Origin of the sequence: Litoribrevibacter euphylliae (genome assembly GCF_042646085.1) — a bacterium.
In the GTDB taxonomy this organism is placed as follows: Bacteria; Pseudomonadota; Gammaproteobacteria; order Pseudomonadales; family Litoribrevibacteraceae; genus Litoribrevibacter; species Litoribrevibacter euphylliae.
Genome location: NZ_JBHRSZ010000004.1, coordinates 526,498 through 543,519 on the forward strand (window position 1 = coordinate 526,498; position 17,022 = coordinate 543,519).

Annotated in this window: 14 protein-coding genes; 12 read left to right on the forward strand and 2 right to left on the reverse strand. The window is 43.7% G+C overall.

Translation table 11 applies throughout. The annotated features are described in order from the left end of the window. Positions 1 to 2 precede the first annotated feature (2 nt). The gene (mfd, locus tag ACFOEK_RS09850; protein WP_386719886.1) at positions 3 to 3,470 is read right to left on the reverse strand and encodes a transcription-repair coupling factor; all 3,468 of its coding nucleotides are present in this window, start codon (positions 3,468 to 3,470) and stop codon (positions 3 to 5) included. A gap of 452 nt (positions 3,471 to 3,922) precedes the next feature. On the opposite strand from mfd, the gene ACFOEK_RS09855 reads away from it, so the two are divergent. From ACFOEK_RS09855 to ACFOEK_RS09910, 12 genes are all read left to right on the forward strand, one after another. Beyond that, positions 3,923 to 5,362 carry a glyceraldehyde-3-phosphate dehydrogenase gene (locus ACFOEK_RS09855; RefSeq protein WP_386721537.1) on the forward strand — a complete coding sequence of 480 codons (1,440 nt, stop codon included), beginning with the start codon at positions 3,923 to 3,925 and terminating at the stop codon, positions 5,360 to 5,362. A 308-nt stretch (positions 5,363 to 5,670) separates the two neighbouring features. Next, entirely contained in the window at positions 5,671 to 7,008 is a 1,338-nt protein-coding gene (locus ACFOEK_RS09860) for a Na(+)-translocating NADH-quinone reductase subunit A (RefSeq protein ID WP_386719889.1), read from the forward strand. 2 nt (positions 7,009 to 7,010) lie between these two features. Continuing rightward, on the forward strand, positions 7,011 to 8,204 hold the full coding sequence (locus tag ACFOEK_RS09865) for an NADH:ubiquinone reductase (Na(+)-transporting) subunit B (RefSeq protein ID WP_386719892.1): 1,194 nt from the start codon (positions 7,011 to 7,013) through the stop codon (positions 8,202 to 8,204). Beyond that, positions 8,197 to 8,988 (forward strand): Na(+)-translocating NADH-quinone reductase subunit C, encoded by a 792-nt coding sequence (locus ACFOEK_RS09870; protein WP_386719895.1) that lies wholly within the window; start codon positions 8,197 to 8,199, stop codon positions 8,986 to 8,988. The genes ACFOEK_RS09865 and ACFOEK_RS09870 overlap by 8 nt, the downstream gene beginning before the upstream one ends. A gap of 3 nt (positions 8,989 to 8,991) precedes the next feature. Continuing rightward, the gene (locus tag ACFOEK_RS09875) at positions 8,992 to 9,651 is read left to right on the forward strand and encodes an NADH:ubiquinone reductase (Na(+)-transporting) subunit D (RefSeq protein WP_386719898.1); all 660 of its coding nucleotides are present in this window, start codon (positions 8,992 to 8,994) and stop codon (positions 9,649 to 9,651) included. Beyond that, the gene (gene nqrE, locus ACFOEK_RS09880; protein WP_386719900.1) at positions 9,651 to 10,265 is read left to right on the forward strand and encodes an NADH:ubiquinone reductase (Na(+)-transporting) subunit E; all 615 of its coding nucleotides are present in this window, start codon (positions 9,651 to 9,653) and stop codon (positions 10,263 to 10,265) included. The genes ACFOEK_RS09875 and nqrE overlap by 1 nt, the downstream gene beginning before the upstream one ends. Before the next feature lie 26 nt (positions 10,266 to 10,291). Continuing rightward, positions 10,292 to 11,521: an NADH:ubiquinone reductase (Na(+)-transporting) subunit F gene (gene nqrF, locus ACFOEK_RS09885; protein WP_386719903.1), complete on the forward strand. Its 1,230-nt coding sequence runs from the start codon at positions 10,292 to 10,294 to the stop codon at positions 11,519 to 11,521. A gap of 90 nt (positions 11,522 to 11,611) precedes the next feature. Continuing rightward, positions 11,612 to 12,655, forward strand: coding sequence for an FAD:protein FMN transferase (locus ACFOEK_RS09890; RefSeq protein WP_386719906.1), 1,044 nt, complete (start codon positions 11,612 to 11,614; stop codon positions 12,653 to 12,655). A gap of 149 nt (positions 12,656 to 12,804) precedes the next feature. Continuing rightward, positions 12,805 to 13,041 (forward strand): (Na+)-NQR maturation NqrM, encoded by a 237-nt coding sequence (gene nqrM, locus ACFOEK_RS09895; RefSeq protein WP_386719909.1) that lies wholly within the window; start codon positions 12,805 to 12,807, stop codon positions 13,039 to 13,041. A gap of 87 nt (positions 13,042 to 13,128) precedes the next feature. Next, positions 13,129 to 14,523: a Si-specific NAD(P)(+) transhydrogenase gene (sthA, locus tag ACFOEK_RS09900; RefSeq protein WP_386719912.1), complete on the forward strand. Its 1,395-nt coding sequence runs from the start codon at positions 13,129 to 13,131 to the stop codon at positions 14,521 to 14,523. A 233-nt stretch (positions 14,524 to 14,756) separates the two neighbouring features. Further along, positions 14,757 to 15,032, forward strand: a complete 276-nt coding sequence (locus ACFOEK_RS09905) for a PA4642 family protein (protein WP_386719915.1) — start codon at positions 14,757 to 14,759, stop codon at positions 15,030 to 15,032. A gap of 136 nt (positions 15,033 to 15,168) precedes the next feature. Beyond that, positions 15,169 to 15,993, forward strand: coding sequence for a mechanosensitive ion channel family protein (locus ACFOEK_RS09910; protein WP_386719918.1), 825 nt, complete (start codon positions 15,169 to 15,171; stop codon positions 15,991 to 15,993). 66 nt (positions 15,994 to 16,059) lie between these two features. Here ACFOEK_RS09910 and tal read toward each other — a convergent pair whose 3' ends face one another. Next, a complete protein-coding gene (tal, locus tag ACFOEK_RS09915) occupies positions 16,060 to 17,010 on the reverse strand; it encodes a transaldolase (RefSeq protein WP_386719921.1) in 951 nt (316 codons plus the stop codon). Positions 17,011 to 17,022 lie beyond the last annotated feature (12 nt).

The following is a 17,022-nucleotide window of genomic DNA, read 5'->3' on the forward strand; positions in this document are numbered from 1 at the left end:
AGTTATTCCTTCGGTGCTAATTCGGCTAGTAAAGCATCCACTGCTTGGAAGCGGCGTTCAGTTTTGTTCATATCTAACGTAAATTGCAATTGATTGCCACCTTGTAAACGATACTTTTGTGGCTGAGATTGCATCATAGTTACGATTTTAAAGGTGTCTACGCGCGTGTCTGACGAAAATACCATTTTGCCGCTCTTTGGCCCGGCTTCAATTTTAGTGATGCCCAGAGTTTCGGCTTTAAATCTGAGTTCGGTTAAGCGGAACAAGTTTTTAGTGGCGTCTGGTAGTAATCCAAAGCGATCGACCATTTCAACTTTCAAGTCATGCAGTGCTTGTTTGTTATCGGCATTGGATATGCGCTTGTAGATAATCAAACGTTCATGAATGTCAGGTAGGTACTCGTTAGGAATGAGTGCTGGTATTTTCAGGTTTACTTCTGTGGATTGCTGTAATGGCTTATCCAGGTTTGGTTCTTTGCCTTCTTTAATGGATTTAACGGCATCTTCCAGTAATTCCATAAAGAGCGTGAAGCCAACCCCTTCAATTTGACCGCTTTGGTCTTCACCAAGCAATTCCCCCGCACCACGAATTTCTAAGTCATGGGTGGCGAGCGTAAAACCGGCGCCAAGGGTATCGGCGGCGCTGATTGCTTCAAGTCGTTTAACGGCATCTTTGGTAATGCTACGAGGCGGCGGTGTCATTAAATACGCATACGCTTGGTGGTGGGAGCGTCCTACGCGGCCTCGTAATTGGTGTAATTGTGCAAGCCCGAATTTGTCGGCGCGTTCAATAATGATGGTGTTGGCGTTTGGAACGTCAATCCCGGTTTCGATAATGGTGGTGCAAACCAGAATATTGAAACGACGGTGGTAGAAGTCTGACATGATGCGTTCAAGTTCAGATTCTCGCATTTGACCGTGTGCAAACTCGACTCGAGCTTCCGGCATGAGTTCACGAATGTTCTGCGCAGTTTTCTCAATGCTTTTGACTTCGTTATGAAGAATATAGGCTTGGCCACCACGTAATAGCTCACGTAGAAGGGCTTCTCGTAAGGTGACGTCGTCTTTTTGTCGAACAAAGGTTTTAACTGAAAGTCGTTTTGCTGGCGGTGTTGCGATGATAGATAAGTCGCGAATGCCGGACATCGACATGTTAAGTGTTCTAGGGATTGGTGTGGCGGTGAGTGTCAGAATGTCTACGTCTGAACGCAGGGATTTCAGTTTATCTTTTTGCTGAACACCAAAACGGTGTTCTTCATCAATAATGAGTAAGCCAAGGTCTTTGAACTTAACATCGCCCTGAATGATTTTGTGTGTGCCAACCAGAATATCGACTTTGCCTTCTTCGAGCTGTTGTAGTGCTGCTGTTTGTTCTTTGGCGGTTTTGAATCGTGAAAGCACTTCCACTTTTACGGGCCAATCTGCAAAGCGATCCCGAAAGCTCTCATAATGCTGTTGAGCGAGAAGCGTTGTCGGTACTAGAACCGCTACTTGCTTGCCGGATTGTACGGCAACAAACGCGGCTCGCATGGCTACTTCGGTTTTGCCGAAGCCTACGTCACCACACACCAACCGATCCATCGGGGTTGGTTTGTGCATATCTTGAATGACGGCATTAATGGCTTGTGCTTGATCGGGGGTTTCTTCAAACGGGAAGCCTGCCGAAAATTGACGGTAACTTTCGTCTGGGAGATCAAACTGGAAGCCTTTTTTGGCGGCGCGGCGCGCATAAATATCCAGTAATTGGGCGGCAGTGTCTCTGGCTTTCTCTGCGGCTTTTCGTTTTGCCTGGCTCCAGCGTTCAGATCCAAGTTTGTTGATTGGCGCGTGTTCGTCATCTGCACCAGTGTAGCGAGCAATCATGTGCAAGTTGTTGACGGGCACGTAGAGCTTAGCGTTGTCGGCGTATTCCAGGATTAGGAATTCATTGGCTTGGCCGTCAAGTTCGATGGTTTCTAATCCGCGATAGCGACCAACGCCATGATCCAAGTGAACAACAGGCGAATCCATTTTAAGTTCGGTAAGGTTCTTAATAACCTGATCGCTATGATCTTCGGTTTTGGTAGCGCGGCGACGTTGGCTGACGGTAAAACCAAAGAGTTCTTGTTCGGTGATGATTGCGAGGTTTTGGTTTTCGAAAATAACGCCTTTCGCCAGCGGAGCAACCAACAGTTGAACTGTGTCTTTTTGGGAAATGGACAGGTCTTGCCAGTTTCCTATGTTGGTAGTTTTTACGTGCGCACCCTTTAGGGATTCGGCGAGCGTTTCTCTACGACCTGCTGAATCAGGAATTAAAACAATGGTACCGTCAAAGTCTTTGGTGAATTGTATCAGTCGGCTGTATGGCTCGGCCAGTCTGTGATCAACGCTTAGATCAGGCGCTGTACTTACGGGAAGGTTGAGCTTGCCAGCCTGCTCTTCGAGAGGTTTGTCCGAAAAGCTGATTCGCTGGAATGATTTCAGTTGAGCCAGTAAGTCATTCGGTCGAGAGTAGAGTTCTGCCGGAGGTAAAAGAGGACGTTCAATATCATAACGTAAGCTTTCGTAGCGTTGCTCAATGTCATTCCAAAATTTTTCTAGGTGATCGCTGATCTGCTCAAAACTAAAAATACAGGCTTGTTCAGGAATGTAGTCCAGTAAACAGCTCATGCCTTCTTCAAATAGGGCGTTGAAGAATAACGGTTGGTAGTACTCAATGCCTGAAGGGATAAGGTTATTTTGTAGATCTTTTAAGAGTGGTGCTTTATGAGATTGCTCGAAGGTTTCTCTGAACAACTTTCTAAAGGCGGTGAAGCTTTCGTCGTTACATGGAAATTCGCGCGCTGGCAGTAGATTAATAGCTTCGAATTTTTCAAGTGATCTTTGGTTTTCGGGGTCAAAGCTTCGTAAACTTTCTACTTCATCGTCAAACAGTTCTATACGGTAAGGTAGATCGTGACCCATTGGGTAGAGGTCAATGATTGAGCCACGGATTGAGAATTCACCGTGCTCATAGACAGTGTCAACATGTTGGTAGCCTGCGTGAGCTAGGCGTTCACGAAGTTTATCGAGCTTTAATGTGTCTTCGAGTTTGATGGAAAAAACATATTTGCCAATAAAGGATGCAGGTGGCACTTTTTGCATCAGTGTTTGGGCGGAAATAATTAGGACGCCGTTATTTGCCTGCCTTAAGGCGTTTAAGGTTTTTAATCGCTCAGAAATAATGTCTTGATGAGGCGAAAAGGTATCGTAGGGTAGGGTTTCCCAGTCAGGGAAGTTCAATACCGGCAATTGGCCTTTTGAAAAAAACTCTAATTCTTGAGAAAGGATGTCTGCTTGGCTGTTGTTGTCGGTAATGACGAGACCAAAACTGTTTAGCTTATGTAGCGTTTGAGCAATTAATAAGGCTGCAGATGAGCCAATAACTTTACCATAACGCTTGTGATCATTGAGTTGTGCTTTTTCAAGAAGATCGTTCGAGTCAAACAGCATAATGAATTAAAGCCTTTTTCGATTGTTCCGAGCGAATACAAAAGATGAGTAGATAAACTTCGCTTGGAATTGTCCTTAGATATTTTTAGGAAATTACGCCAGGGAACCGCATTTTACCTGATTGTATTCTAGGTGCCAGTGCTTTGGTGGAAAGGTGGGAGGGTGGTAGATCCTTTGATTATTAATGGTTTTCAAGTGTTGGGAGGTTTTTTGGTGTTCTTGATTTATGAAAAATGGGACGTTTCGAGCCAATAAAGTTGCGTTTTAAACCCTAAAAAAAGATAATAAGCGCGATTTTTTTACCGCTCGATCAGAAAATGAGCAGAGAAGGGCCGGGGAAGTCACTGTTTCTGTCTTTTTATCTGTTCGGGTGGCTCATATTAATGTGCTTGGATCAAATGAATTGATTCTAAGCTTAAGTCGCTTGTCAAAAAGGTGCCGTCGTGACTGATATCGCAGAAACTCATTTTTCTGATTGGAAAAATCGTGAAGAAATAGCAGAAACAATGATCCCGCTAGTGGGTAAATTAAGCCGTGATCGTAACGTTATTGCTACTGTTTACGGTCGCTCTCTAGTAAATCGTTCTGTTATTCATATCTTAAAAGCACACCGTGCAGCTCGTCGTATCGAGACTTCTGAGTTGTCAGTTGCGGACAGTTTGAAAGTAGTTCAAGCAATTCTTGAGCTTGGTATCCGTAATGCACGTATTGATATTGGTAAGCTTGGCTATCGTTTGAGCAAGCAACCTGAAGGCACTGATGCAGTTGAGTATGTAAAAACTGAGCTGTCTGAGTTAGGCGATACTTCTAATGTTAAACAAGAAGGTCGTGATGTTGTTCTTTATGGTTTTGGTCGTATTGGTCGTTTGTTGGCTCGTATTCTTATCGAGAAAGCAGGCAGCGGTGAAAACACTCGCTTGCGTGCAATTGTTGTTCGTCAAGGTAAGGGTAACGATCTTGAGAAGCGTGCAAGCTTGCTTCGTCGTGACTCTGTACATGGTTCTTTCCAGGGTACCATCACTGTTGATGAGGAAAACTGCGGTATCATCGCAAACGGCAACTTCATTAAAGTGATCTATGCAAGTTCTCCTGAGACTGTGGATTACGAGTCTTACGGTATTAAAGACGCGATCATTGTTGATAACACTGGTAAGTGGCGTGATGTTGAAGGCTTGTCTTTGCATTTGGAAGCGAAAGGGGCTTCTAAGGCGATTCTGACTGCTCCTGGTAAAGGTGACATGAAGAACATCGTTTATGGAATTAATAGCGATTCAATCGAAGAGTCTGACAAGCTGATTTCTGCGGCTTCTTGTACTACTAACGCGATCACACCTGTTCTTAAAGCAGTGAATGACGAGTTCGGCATCGAGCATGGTCATGTTGAAACAGTTCACTCTTACACGAATGACCAGAACTTAATTGATAACTACCACAGTGCTGACCGTCGTGGTCGTTCTGCACCATTAAATATGGTTATCACTGAAACGGGTGCGGCGAAAGCAGTATCTAAAGCGCTTCCTGAAATGGCTGGTAAACTAACTGGTAATGCGATTCGTGTTCCTACGCCAAACGTTTCTATGGCAATTCTTAACCTGACGCTTAAGAAAGAAACAACAACTGAAGAGATCAATGCTTATCTACGTCGTACTGCATTGTACTCTGAGCTTCAGCAGCAGATTGACTATGTTGATTCGCCTGAAGTAGTTTCTTCTGATTTCGTTGGTTCCCGTAAGGCGGGTATCGTTGATGGTAAAGCTACAATCGTGAATGGTGATAAAGCGGTTCTTTACGTTTGGTACGATAATGAGTTCGGTTACAGCTGTCAGGTTGTTCGTATTCTTGAGCAGGTAGCGGGTTGTAAGTTCCCTGAATACCCTCTGGATAAGAAATAATTGATTTTGATTGAAAACTGATCAGTGTGGATTTTGGAGTTAAATTAGTCTAACCCTTATATTCTGCTAGTCTTAAAGGCCAAGAGTTTGATCAAGCTCTTGGCCTTTTTTTATGGGTTGGCTAAAAACTGATCTTCGTCTTTGATTTATAACAAAAATACTCAAAGGAGGTAGTGTAAAGCTAGTCTCCTTTCGATATAATTTCGCAGATTTTTGGGTGGGGGAAACCCCGAAAAGTTTACTAGCATGCTAAATACTCACGTAAGAATGAGTACTAAGCGAGCTTTGATGAGAGACTTGGCAATCGAATGATTAAGCTAAAACGTGGCCTTGATCTTCCCATCTCTGGAAGTCCAGAGCAGTCTATTCGTCAAGGAAATTCAGTTCGCACTGTCGGCGTTGTAGGTTTTGACTACAACGGTATGAAGCCTACGATGGAAGTTCAAGTAGGTGATCAGGTCAAGTGTGGTCAGGTGATTTTCTCTGACAAGAAGACTCCAGGAGTGCTGTATACAGCACCGGCTTCCGGCAAAGTGGTTGAAATCAACCGTGGGGAGAAACGAGTTCTACAGTCCGTTGTGATCGAAGTGGATGGTGACGAGTCTGTAGAATTTCCGAAATACAGCGATACAGCAAGCCTAACCCGCGAACAGGTTCAGGAGAATCTTGTAACTTCTGGTATGTGGACGGCGTTGCGTACGCGTCCTTTCAGTAAAGTACCGGAAGTAGGTTCAGTCCCTGCATCTATTTTTGTTCAGGCAATTGATACCAATCCATTGGCAGCTGATCCTCAAGTGATTATTCAGGAAAAAGCGGAAGCTTTTAAGAGTGGTCTTGAGATCTTAACAAAGTTAACTGATGGAAAAGTATTTGTATGTCAGGCTGAAGGTGCAAGTACTCCTGTTCCTTCAACTGCGCAAGTACAACTGGCAGGTTTTGCTGGTCCTCATCCAGCTGGTCTTCCTGGTACGCATATTCATTTCCTAGATCCAGTGAATGCAGCTAAAACAGTCTGGACAATTAATTACCAAGAAGTGATTGCGATTGCTAACTTGTTCTCAACAGGTCGTTTGGACATTGAGCGTGTTGTTGCTCTTGCCGGTCCTCAGGTTAAGAAGCCAGGTTTGGTTCGCACTCGTGTAGGCGCGAATGTAAATGACCTTGCGGCGGGTGAGTTAGATGGCTCGAATAACCGTTTGATCTCTGGTTCTGTCTTTGGTGGTCGTGCTACTCGTGGCCCTGTTAGTTATCTTGGTCGTTACCACACTCAGATTTCTGTTCTTGAGGAAGGTACCAACCGTGATTTCATGGGGTGGCTATCTCCTGGTGGTAAGCGCTTCTCATTATTGAATATCTATCTTTCCAAGTTGGCTCCAAGCCGTCTCTTTAACTTCAATACTAATACTAATGGTAGTGAGCGTGCGATGGTTCCTGTGGGGCTCTATGAAAAAGTGATGCCTCTGGATATTTTACCAACTCAGTTGCTTCGCTCGTTAGCGGTAGGTGATACTGAAACCGCTCAATTGCTTGGTGCGTTGGAACTTGATGAGGAAGATTTGGCATTGTGTACTTTTGTTTGCCCGGGCAAATACGAGTACGGTCCAATCTTGCGTGATAACTTGACCCGAATTGAGAAGGAGGGCTAACCGTGAGTCTTAGAGGTTTCCTAGACAAAATCGAGCCCCAATTCCATAAAGGGGGCAAATACGAGAAGTGGTATGCGCTTTTTGAAGCGGTGGATACTATTTTCTATTCTCCAGGCAGCACAACCAAAACAACGGCCCATGTACGCGATGGTATTGACCTTAAGCGTATGATGATCACCGTTTGGTTTTTGCTATGGCCAGCTATGTTTTACGGCATGTGGAATATCGGCTTGCAGGCAAATACTGCCATTGCTGCAGGTACAGGTACTGCGCCGACTGACTGGCACGCATTATTCTTTACTGGTCATGATCCTGCCAGCATGTTGGATAACTTCATGTTTGGTGCGGCTTACTTCCTGCCAATTTATTTCGTTGCTTTCGCAGTGGGTGGTATCTGGGAAGTATTGTTCGCGATTACTCGTGGCCACGAAGTTAACGAAGGTTTCTTCGTAACCTCTATCCTGTTTGCATTGATTCTTCCACCTTCAATCCCACTGTGGCAGGTTGCTTTGGGCATCAGCTTCGGCGTTGTGATTGGTAAGGAAGTGTTCGGTGGAACAGGTAAAAACTTCCTGAACCCGGCATTAACCGGTCGTGCTTTCCTGTTCTTTGCATATCCTGCTCAAATGTCAGGTGATGCAATCTGGACAGCTGTAGACGGCTTCTCAGGTGCGACTCCGTTGAGTCTTGCTGCAACTGGTGGTGTAGACGCCATTCTTGCTAGCGGTGTAACTTGGGCAGATACCTTCTTCGGTAATATCCAAGGTTCTGTGGGTGAAACATCAACTCTGATGCTGTTGATCGGTGGTGGTGTACTGCTGCTTACAGGCATTGCATCGTGGAGGATCGTTGCCGGTGTAATGATCGGTATGGTTGCTACCTCGCTACTACTAAACAGTGTTGATTCTGAAACTAACCCAATGTTTGCGTTGCCTTGGTACTGGCACTTAACCCTAGGTGGTTTTGCAATTGGTATGTTGTTTATGGCAACAGATCCAGTATCCGCATCTATGACGAATAAAGGTAAGTGGTATTTTGGTGCTTTGATTGGCTTCATGGTGGTGTTGATCCGTGTGGTTAACCCTGCGTTCCCAGAAGGCATGATGCTGGCGATCCTATTTGCTAACTTGTTCGCCCCGTTAATTGATCACTTCGTGGTTCAAGCAAACATCAAGAGGAGGTTAGCGCGTGTCTAGTAATAACGATACGATCGGAAAAACTATCACAGTTGCACTTCTTCTTTGTATTGTGTGTTCTGTGATTGTATCTGGTGCGGCAATTGCGCTAAAACCTGCGCAAATTGCTAACAAAGCATTGGATATGCAGCGAAACATTCTTGCTATTGGTGGTTTGTCTAAACCAGGTGAGAGCCTAACTAAAGCCAAAGTTGAAGAGTTGTTTGGTCAGATCGAAGAAAAGTATGTCGATATGAGCACTGGTAAGTTTACGGAAGCTCCTTTCCCTAACTACGATCAAGTAAAAGCAACGAAAGATCCTAAGTTTTCTGAGAAGATTCCTGCGGATCAGGACATTGCTTCTTTGAAGCGTAAAGCGAATGTAGCAACTGTCTATAAAGTGGTTGGTGGTGAAAATGCTGGTCGCTTGATTCTTCCTGTTAGTGGTTATGGCTTGTGGTCAACGCTCTATGGTTTCGTAGCACTTGAGTCAGACCTAAATACGGTTGCTGGTTTAGGCTTCTATACACACGGTGAAACTCCGGGGCTAGGTGGTGAAATTGATAATCCACGTTGGAAAAAAATGTGGGTTGGCAAATCTATCTATGATGCAAACGGTAATGTCGTAGCCAAAGTTAAGAAAGGCATTGTGAATCCTGAAATTGCTGTTGAAAAGCAGCATCAGGTAGATGGTCTTTCTGGTGCAACACTTACCAGTAACGGTGTAAGTAATCTGATTAAGTTCTGGTTAGGTGACAATGGTTTTGCACCTTTCCTAAAGAACTACCAAGCAGGGGAGGCTTAATCAATGTCTGATATTAAACAGGTATTGACTGAACCAGTCGTAAAAAATAACCCAATTGCACTTCAGATTCTTGGTATCTGTTCAGCGCTTGCTGTAACCACTTCTCTGAACGTTGCTTTGGTGATGAGTATGGCAGTAATTGCAGTAACTGCTTTCTCTAACCTTTTTGTTTCTGTAATTCGTATGCATATTCCTAGCAGCATTCGGATTATTGTTCAGATGACGATCATTGCATCCTTGGTAATCGTTGTGGATCAGGTATTGAAAGCCTTTGCTTACTCAATCAGTAAGCAGCTTTCGGTATTCGTTGGTCTGATTATTACTAACTGTATTGTAATGGGTCGTGCTGAAGCCTATGCGATGAAAAATGGCCCATTCATGAGCTTTATGGATGGTATTGGTAATGGTCTTGGTTATTCTGCGATTCTTATCGTGGTTGCCTTCTTCCGTGAGCTGTTCGGTGCTGGTAAGTTGTTCGGTATCGAAATTCTGCCTTTGGTAACTGAAGGTGGTTGGTATAACCCGAACGGTCTGTTGTTGCTTCCACCAAGTGCGTTCTTCTTGATCGGTGGCATCATCTGGGCAATTCGTACCTTCCAGAAGGATCAGGTTGAAGCACCTGACTTCAAGATTGCTAAAAATACAACGAAGGAGGCTTACTAATGGAACATTATTTAAGTCTTTTAGTACGTGCCATTTTCGTTGAGAACATGGCATTAGCTTTCTTCCTGGGGATGTGTACCTTCATTGCAATCTCTAAGAAGATTCAAACCTCTTTAGGTCTGGGTATTGCTGTTATCGTGGTATTGGCCATTACAGTGCCGGTAAACAATCTGATTTATACCTACCTTCTTAAAGAAGGTGCGTTGACTTGGATTAGCCCTGATTACGCTACAGTGGATCTAAGTTTCCTTGGTCTGTTGAGCTACATCGGTGTGATCGCTGCAATGGTTCAAATCCTGGAGATGGTGTTGGATAAATACATTCCTACACTATACAACTCTCTGGGTGTGTTCCTGCCGTTGATTACCGTGAACTGTGCAATCATGGGTGCTTCATTGTTTATGGTGGAGCGTGATTATCAGTTTGGTGAAAGTGTTGTGTATGGTGTGGGTGCTGGTATTGGTTGGGCACTTGCGATTACTGCACTTGCGGGCATCCGTGAAAAATTGAAGTACAGCGACATTCCTGAAGGGTTACGCGGTTTAGGTATTACCTTTATGTGCGTAGGCTTGATGTCTCTTGGCTTCATGTCTTTCGGCGGCATTTCTTTGTAGTCGGTCACTATAGCGAGGGTATATAAATGTTAGGAACTGAAGTAATACTCGGTGTAGTGATGTTCACAGTGATCGTTATGGCGTTGGTGGCAGTTATTCTTTCTGCTCGTGCCAAACTTGTGAACTCAGGTGATGTCACTATCGGGATCAATGACGATGATGATAAATCTATCGTTACGCCAGCAGGTGGTAAGTTGCTACAGACATTGGCAGCTTCCAATGTATTCTTGTCATCAGCGTGTGGTGGTGGCGGTACTTGCGCTCAGTGTAAATGTAAGGTGTTTGAAGGCGGCGGCGACATGCTACCAACGGAAGCCTCTTACTTTACTAAGCGTGAAGCTCAAGAAGGTTGGCGTCTTGCATGTCAGGTGGCTGTTAAGCAAGACATGAAGATCGAAGTTGAAGATGAAGTCTTCGGCGTTAAGAAGTGGGAATGTACGGTTGAATCTAACCCGAATGTTGCTACCTTCATTAAGGAGCTAACGCTTCGCCTTCCTGAAGGTGAAAATGTTGACTTCCGTGCAGGTGGTTATGTTCAGTTAGAATGTCCGCCACACCATGTTAAGTACAGTGATTTTGATATTCCTGAAGAATATCGTGGTGACTGGGATCACTTTGGCATCTTTAAGTATGAGTCAATCGTTAAAGAGCCTGTGATTCGTGCTTACTCAATGGCGAACTACCCTGAAGAGCGTGGTGTTGTTAAGTTCAATATTCGTATTGCAACGCCGCCTCCAGGTACTGATCACCCACCAGGTATCATGTCATCTTACGTATTCAACCTGAAACCAGGCGATAAGATTACTGTATACGGCCCATTTGGTGAGTTCTTCGCGAAAGATACTGATGCTGAAATGGTGTTTATCGGTGGTGGTGCAGGTATGGCGCCTATGCGTTCGCACATCTTCGATCAGCTTAAGCGTCTTAACAGCAAGCGTAAGATCAGCTTCTGGTACGGTGCTCGTTCTATGCGTGAGTCCTTCTACAATGAAGAGTACGACATGCTTGCAGAAGAGAACGAGAACTTTGATTGGCATTTGGCTCTTTCAGACCCTCAACCAGAGGACAACTGGGAAGGCTTGACCGGGTTCATTCATAACGTACTTTATGAAGAGTACCTGAAAGACCACCCTGCGCCAGAAGATTGTGAGTTCTACATGTGTGGGCCTCCAATGATGAACGCAGCCGTAATCAACATGTTGGAAAACTTGGGTGTAGAGCCTGAGAACATTCTGCTTGATGACTTCGGTGGTTAAATAAAAAAGGCCGCATTTGCGGCCTTTTTTATTTGTAATTTTTTATTTCTGATTAATCTCTCATACAACATCTGATTTTGTAGGTGTCTCTTGTCTCAAAAGCAAATCTTAATAGGCTTCCTTTTACTGGTTGCGATTCTTTCGATCGGTATCTTTAACAAAAATAGCTCTTCTACTGATAAAGCCCAGGTTAAAAGTTCGTATCAAGGGCGAGCCATGGGGACCACGTACAGTGTAGTGTATGTTCTAAATGGCAAGGTTGAAGAAAAGGTCGTTCAGACTCGAATTGATCAGGCCATTAATCTTGTTAATGATCAGATGTCTACGTACAAAGCAGACTCAAATTTATCTATTTTTAATCAAAAGCCTGCAGGAGCCTGTTATAAGTTTCCTCAAGATACCTATCGTGTGTTGGAAATGGCGGTGGAGATAAGTAACGTCACTGAGGGGGCTTTTGATCCGACTGTAGGGCCTTTAGTAAACCTCTGGGGGTTTGGACCGGATTATCACGAATCCAAAAGGCCGTCTGATGAGCAAATACGAGAACTCAAGTCGACTAAAGTCGGATATCAATACCTTACGTTGAAAGAAGATAATGTGGCGTGTAAGGAAAAAGATATATACGTTGATCTGTCCGCCATTGCAAAAGGATACGCTGTAGATCTGGTTGCGGAGTATTTGGATAAGCTAGGTATAGAATCTTATTTGGTTGAAATTGGTGGTGAACTGAAAGCGAAAGGTATAAAACCAAATAATGAGTATTGGTATATTGCTATCGAAAACCCAGAAACTGAACTTGGTCGCTCAGTTCATAAAATTCTGGAACTTCAAAATACTGGGATAGCAACGTCTGGGGATTACAGAAACTATTTCGAAGTTGATGGAAAACGTTTCTCTCACACTATTGATCCTCAGACTGGTATGCCAATTAAGCATAACTTGGCTTCGATCAGTGTTTTGAATCCTTCAGTAGCGTATGCTGACGCAATGGCTACCGCTATGAATGTTATGGGCCCTGAAAAAGCTTTGCTTCTGGCAGAGAAACAAAGTCTGGCAGTTTATCTGTTGGTAAAGAGCGATAAGGGCTTTGAAGTCAAAAGTACAGATGCCTTTTTGCAGTATATAATTGAATAATATTCGAATGAATTGACGCTTGGCTGGATTGAGGGCTTCTTAAGGAAGTACAATTCGCCATTAAATAGTATTCGCTGAAAGCTGAACTTTTCCTTGAGTTCTCTTTCAAAAAGCAAATTAATTCGTGAAATCAAATCGGTGGTAATTCTATGGAATTAATGATTGTTGCTTTTGTGGTTATGTTGTTGCTGGTAGCTGGTATGGCTATTGGGGTCATCATGGGCCGGGAACCAATCAAAGGGTCATGCGGAGGCATGGCTGCATTAGGTATGGATACTGCGTGCGATATTTGTGGCGGTAACCCTGCCAAATGTGATGAAGAAAACGAAAGACAGCGTAAAGCTGCACAAGGCAAAGACGATCAGTTTTACGATGCTTCTAACTGATTAGTTATTTCAAGTTAAGTTGGTATACGAAAACAATAAATAAGTTATGGGTTGAATGTTTAACCCATAGAACACAGGGAAAACTTAATGGCGGATTTATATTACGACGTAGTAGTTATTGGTTCTGGTCCTGCGGGCGAAGGTGCTGCAATTAATGCAGCCAAGTGCGGAAAGCGTGTGGCTGTTATCGAAATGCAATCACAGGTAGGTGGTAACTGTACTCACAAAGGTACGATACCTTCAAAAGCGTTACGTCATGCGGTAAAGCAGATCATTACCTTTAATACCAACCCTATGTTCCGTGATATTGGTGAACCTCGTTGGTTCTCTTTCCCGAATGTGTTGAAAGGCGCTAATCGTGTGATGCAGAAGCAGGTAAAGCTGCGTACTGAGCATTATGCACGTAATCGTATCGACATACATTTTGGTCATGCGAAGTTTGTTGATCAGAATACCATTACAGTAACAGGTGGCTCGAATACAGCGGATCGCCTGCATGCCAAGAACTTCGTGATTGCAACAGGCTCCCGTCCTTGGCACCCACCCGGTGTTAACTTTAATCATCCACGCGTCTATGACAGTGATTCCGTGCTTGAACTTCAACATACACCGCGGACTTTAATTATTTATGGTGCGGGTGTGATTGGCTCTGAGTATGCTTCTATTTTTGTTGGCTTAGGCGTGAAAGTAGACCTGATCAATCCGGCTGATACCTTACTGTCTTTTCTTGATAGTGAAATCTCGGATGCATTGGGTTATCACCTTCGCAGTAATGGCGTGATGGTTCGGCATAATGAACAGTTTGAATCACTAGAAGCGCAAGAGAATGGAGTTATTCTAAATCTTCAGTCCGGTAAGCGATTAAAAGCAGATGCTTTCTTATGGTGTAATGGTCGTTCAGGTATTACGGACAATCTTGGGTTGGAGAATATCGGTTTAGAGCCAAATTCTCGTGGTCAGCTGGAGGTTGATGAGCACTATCGGACCTCTGTTGAAAACGTCTATGCCGCTGGTGATGTGATCGGTTGGCCAAGCTTGGCTAGTGCTTCCTATGATCAGGGACGAGCAGCCTCTAAGGACTTGGCTGAAGACCCTGAGTTCCATATGGTCACGGATGTACCTACAGGGATTTATACTATTCCGGAAATTAGCTCGGTAGGTTTAACGGAGCAGCAATTGACCGAGAAAAAAGTACCTTATGAAGTAGGGCAGGCGCAATTTCAGCATACGGCTCGTGCGCAAATTACGGGTGAACCGATTGGTATGCTGAAGATTCTTTTCCATCGTGAAACGTTGGAAATTTTGGGCGTTCACTGTTTTGGTGATCAAGCGTCTGAGATTGTTCACATTGGACAGGCAATTATGAATCAGCCGGGTGAGTTAAACAGTATCAAATACTTTGTAAATACCACGTTCAACTATCCAACCATGGCTGAAGCTTATCGTGTTGCTGCATTAAATGGCTTGAACCGAATTTTCTAGCTTGCTTGAGCTTTGATTTCAAAGGCTTCTGATTTGCGTCAGAGGCCTTTTTTATTACGTAAAATCCTTATCAGATTTACTTGTTTTTATATCTGTTTTTCGAGTAAGAGAGCGCCTTATTATTTGTTTTGTTTATGATATGATTCGCGCCATTAGATTGATAAGCTTTCCAGCGGCTGTATTACGATTAACATAATTGCCAGTCGTTGAACGATGATTAAGGTGAGTGAGACATGCTAAAGAAAGATAAGCAAAAAGTGTTTAAAGATGTATGGAGTGATGACCATATTAAGTCATTTCTTGAGCGTGCGCCTTATGGTGATGAAAACCCTGATTTCTATGCGCTAAATATTGCTTATCGTTATATGGTTGCTGATGATTTTGCTCGGTTCGTCGCTTTCTTTAAGGAAGCGGGTCGTGACATTGAGGCTACCGGTCCTGAAGGGAAAAACATGAAGCAGCTATTGGCTGAGCATCCAAACGGTGAAGATTATCTTGCAGCTCTGTAAGGCTAGGATAAAATTATCGTAAAGAAGGAGCGTTAAGCTCCTTTTTTTGTGTCTGGCTGTTTGAGTCGAGTTAGCTTCCGAAGGCATACCTTTACTGGTTAAGCCTTTACTGAACAGGGCTTTATGAGGCATGTATATGATGGATGAAGAATTACAACAAATTGAGAAAGCGTATGATTTGGTGACTGAGTTCATAGTGACTTATTCATTCCAGGTTTTGGGTGCAATTATCGTATTGGTTATTGGCTTCTTTATTGCCCGTGCAATTTCTAAGGCAATGAATAAGTTCTGTGTTTCTAGAGGGATAGATGTCACATTAGCAAAGTTTCTCGCAAGCGCGGTTAATATTCTTATTCTCGGTTGTTTCATTATTATCAGTTTAGGAAAATTTGGAATCAGTATTGCCCCGTTTGTTGCTGCTCTAGGTGCTTTAACTTTCGGGATTGGATTAGCGCTGCAAGGGCCTGTTTCGAACTATGGCGCAGGTCTCGCTATTATTTTGTCTCGACCTTTTAAAGTCGGGGATACTGTTACCATTAGTGATTACTCAGGGGTCGTAACAGACGTAAAGCTCGCTAATACTCAGTTAGCTACGGAAGATGGTGAAATCATTACCATTCCGAATAAGAAAATTATTGGCGAAGTCATTCACAACTCATTTAGCTACAAGTTGGTAGAAGTGGTTGTTGGCATTGATTACGCTGATGATTCACAGGCCGCAGTTGATTCCATCGTATCGGTTTTAAATGACTTTGATGTGGTGGCAGATGACCCTAAGCCTCAGGTGGGTATCGATAACTTTGGTGATTTCTCCGTAAACTTGGGCGTTCGATTTTGGGTGCCTATGAATAGCTATTACGAAACTAAGTATCAAGTGAATCAGAAAATTTATGAGGCGATTAAGCGAAATGGGATATCCATTCCGTTCCCTAGACGAGAAGTGAAAATGCTAGATAAATAGTTTCTTACAGCCATTAAAAAACGCAGCTTTTAGCTGCGTTTTTTAATGAGGGGCAGATGAACTTTCTTATGAAAGAGAGGCAATCTTTTGCTCAAGCTTAACCTGATCTTTGGCAAAATTTCGAATGCCTTCAGCAAGCTTCTCTGTTGCCATTGGATCCTCGTTCATAGCCCAGCGGAAGTCAGCTTCATTAAAGGTAACCGCTTCCATAACTTCATATTTATCCGCAAATAGCTTCTGCTCGAGCACTGATGTGGATTGTTCTAGATCAGAAAGCAGAGCAGGGCTGATGGTTAAACGATCACATCCTGCCAATTGTTCAATTTCACCTGTGTTACGGAAGCTTGCGCCCATAACAATAGTTTTATGGCCATGCTGCTTGAAGTAGTTGTAGATCTTAGTGACTGATAGTACACCAGGGTCGGTTTGAGCAGTGTAATCTTCACCTGTTGATGCTTTGTACCAGTCTAGGATGCGGCCAACAAAAGGCGAAATTAGGAATGCATTGGCTTCAGCTGCAGCAACGGCTTGGACGAAGCTAAAGATAAGGGTCAGGTTGCAGTTGATGCCTTCTTTCTGAAGTATTTCAGCGGCTTTGATACCTTCCCAAGTGGAAGCAATCTTAATGAGTACACGATCTTTACTTATGCCGTTCGCTTCGTAAAGTTCGATGATTTGCTTGGCTTTGGTAACCGTTGCTTCTGTATCGAACGATAATCTTGCATCGACTTCTGTTGAAATATAGCCCGGAATGATTCCTGTGATTTCTGTGCCGAGGTCAACGCCGAACTTATCACAGGCCAGTGAAACTTGTTGTTTAGCACTGGAAGCATGACCTTTTGCCCATGAAAGTGCATTCTTCAGCAGGTCTTGGTAATGAGGTAATTCGGATGCTTTCAGCAATAGTGATGGGTTGGTGGTCGCATCAACAGGCTTAAAGATTTTGATGGCTTCGATGTCACCTGTATCGGCAACGACTTGTGTCATTGTTTTTAGTTGGTTTAACTTGTTATCCATAACGCAACTTCT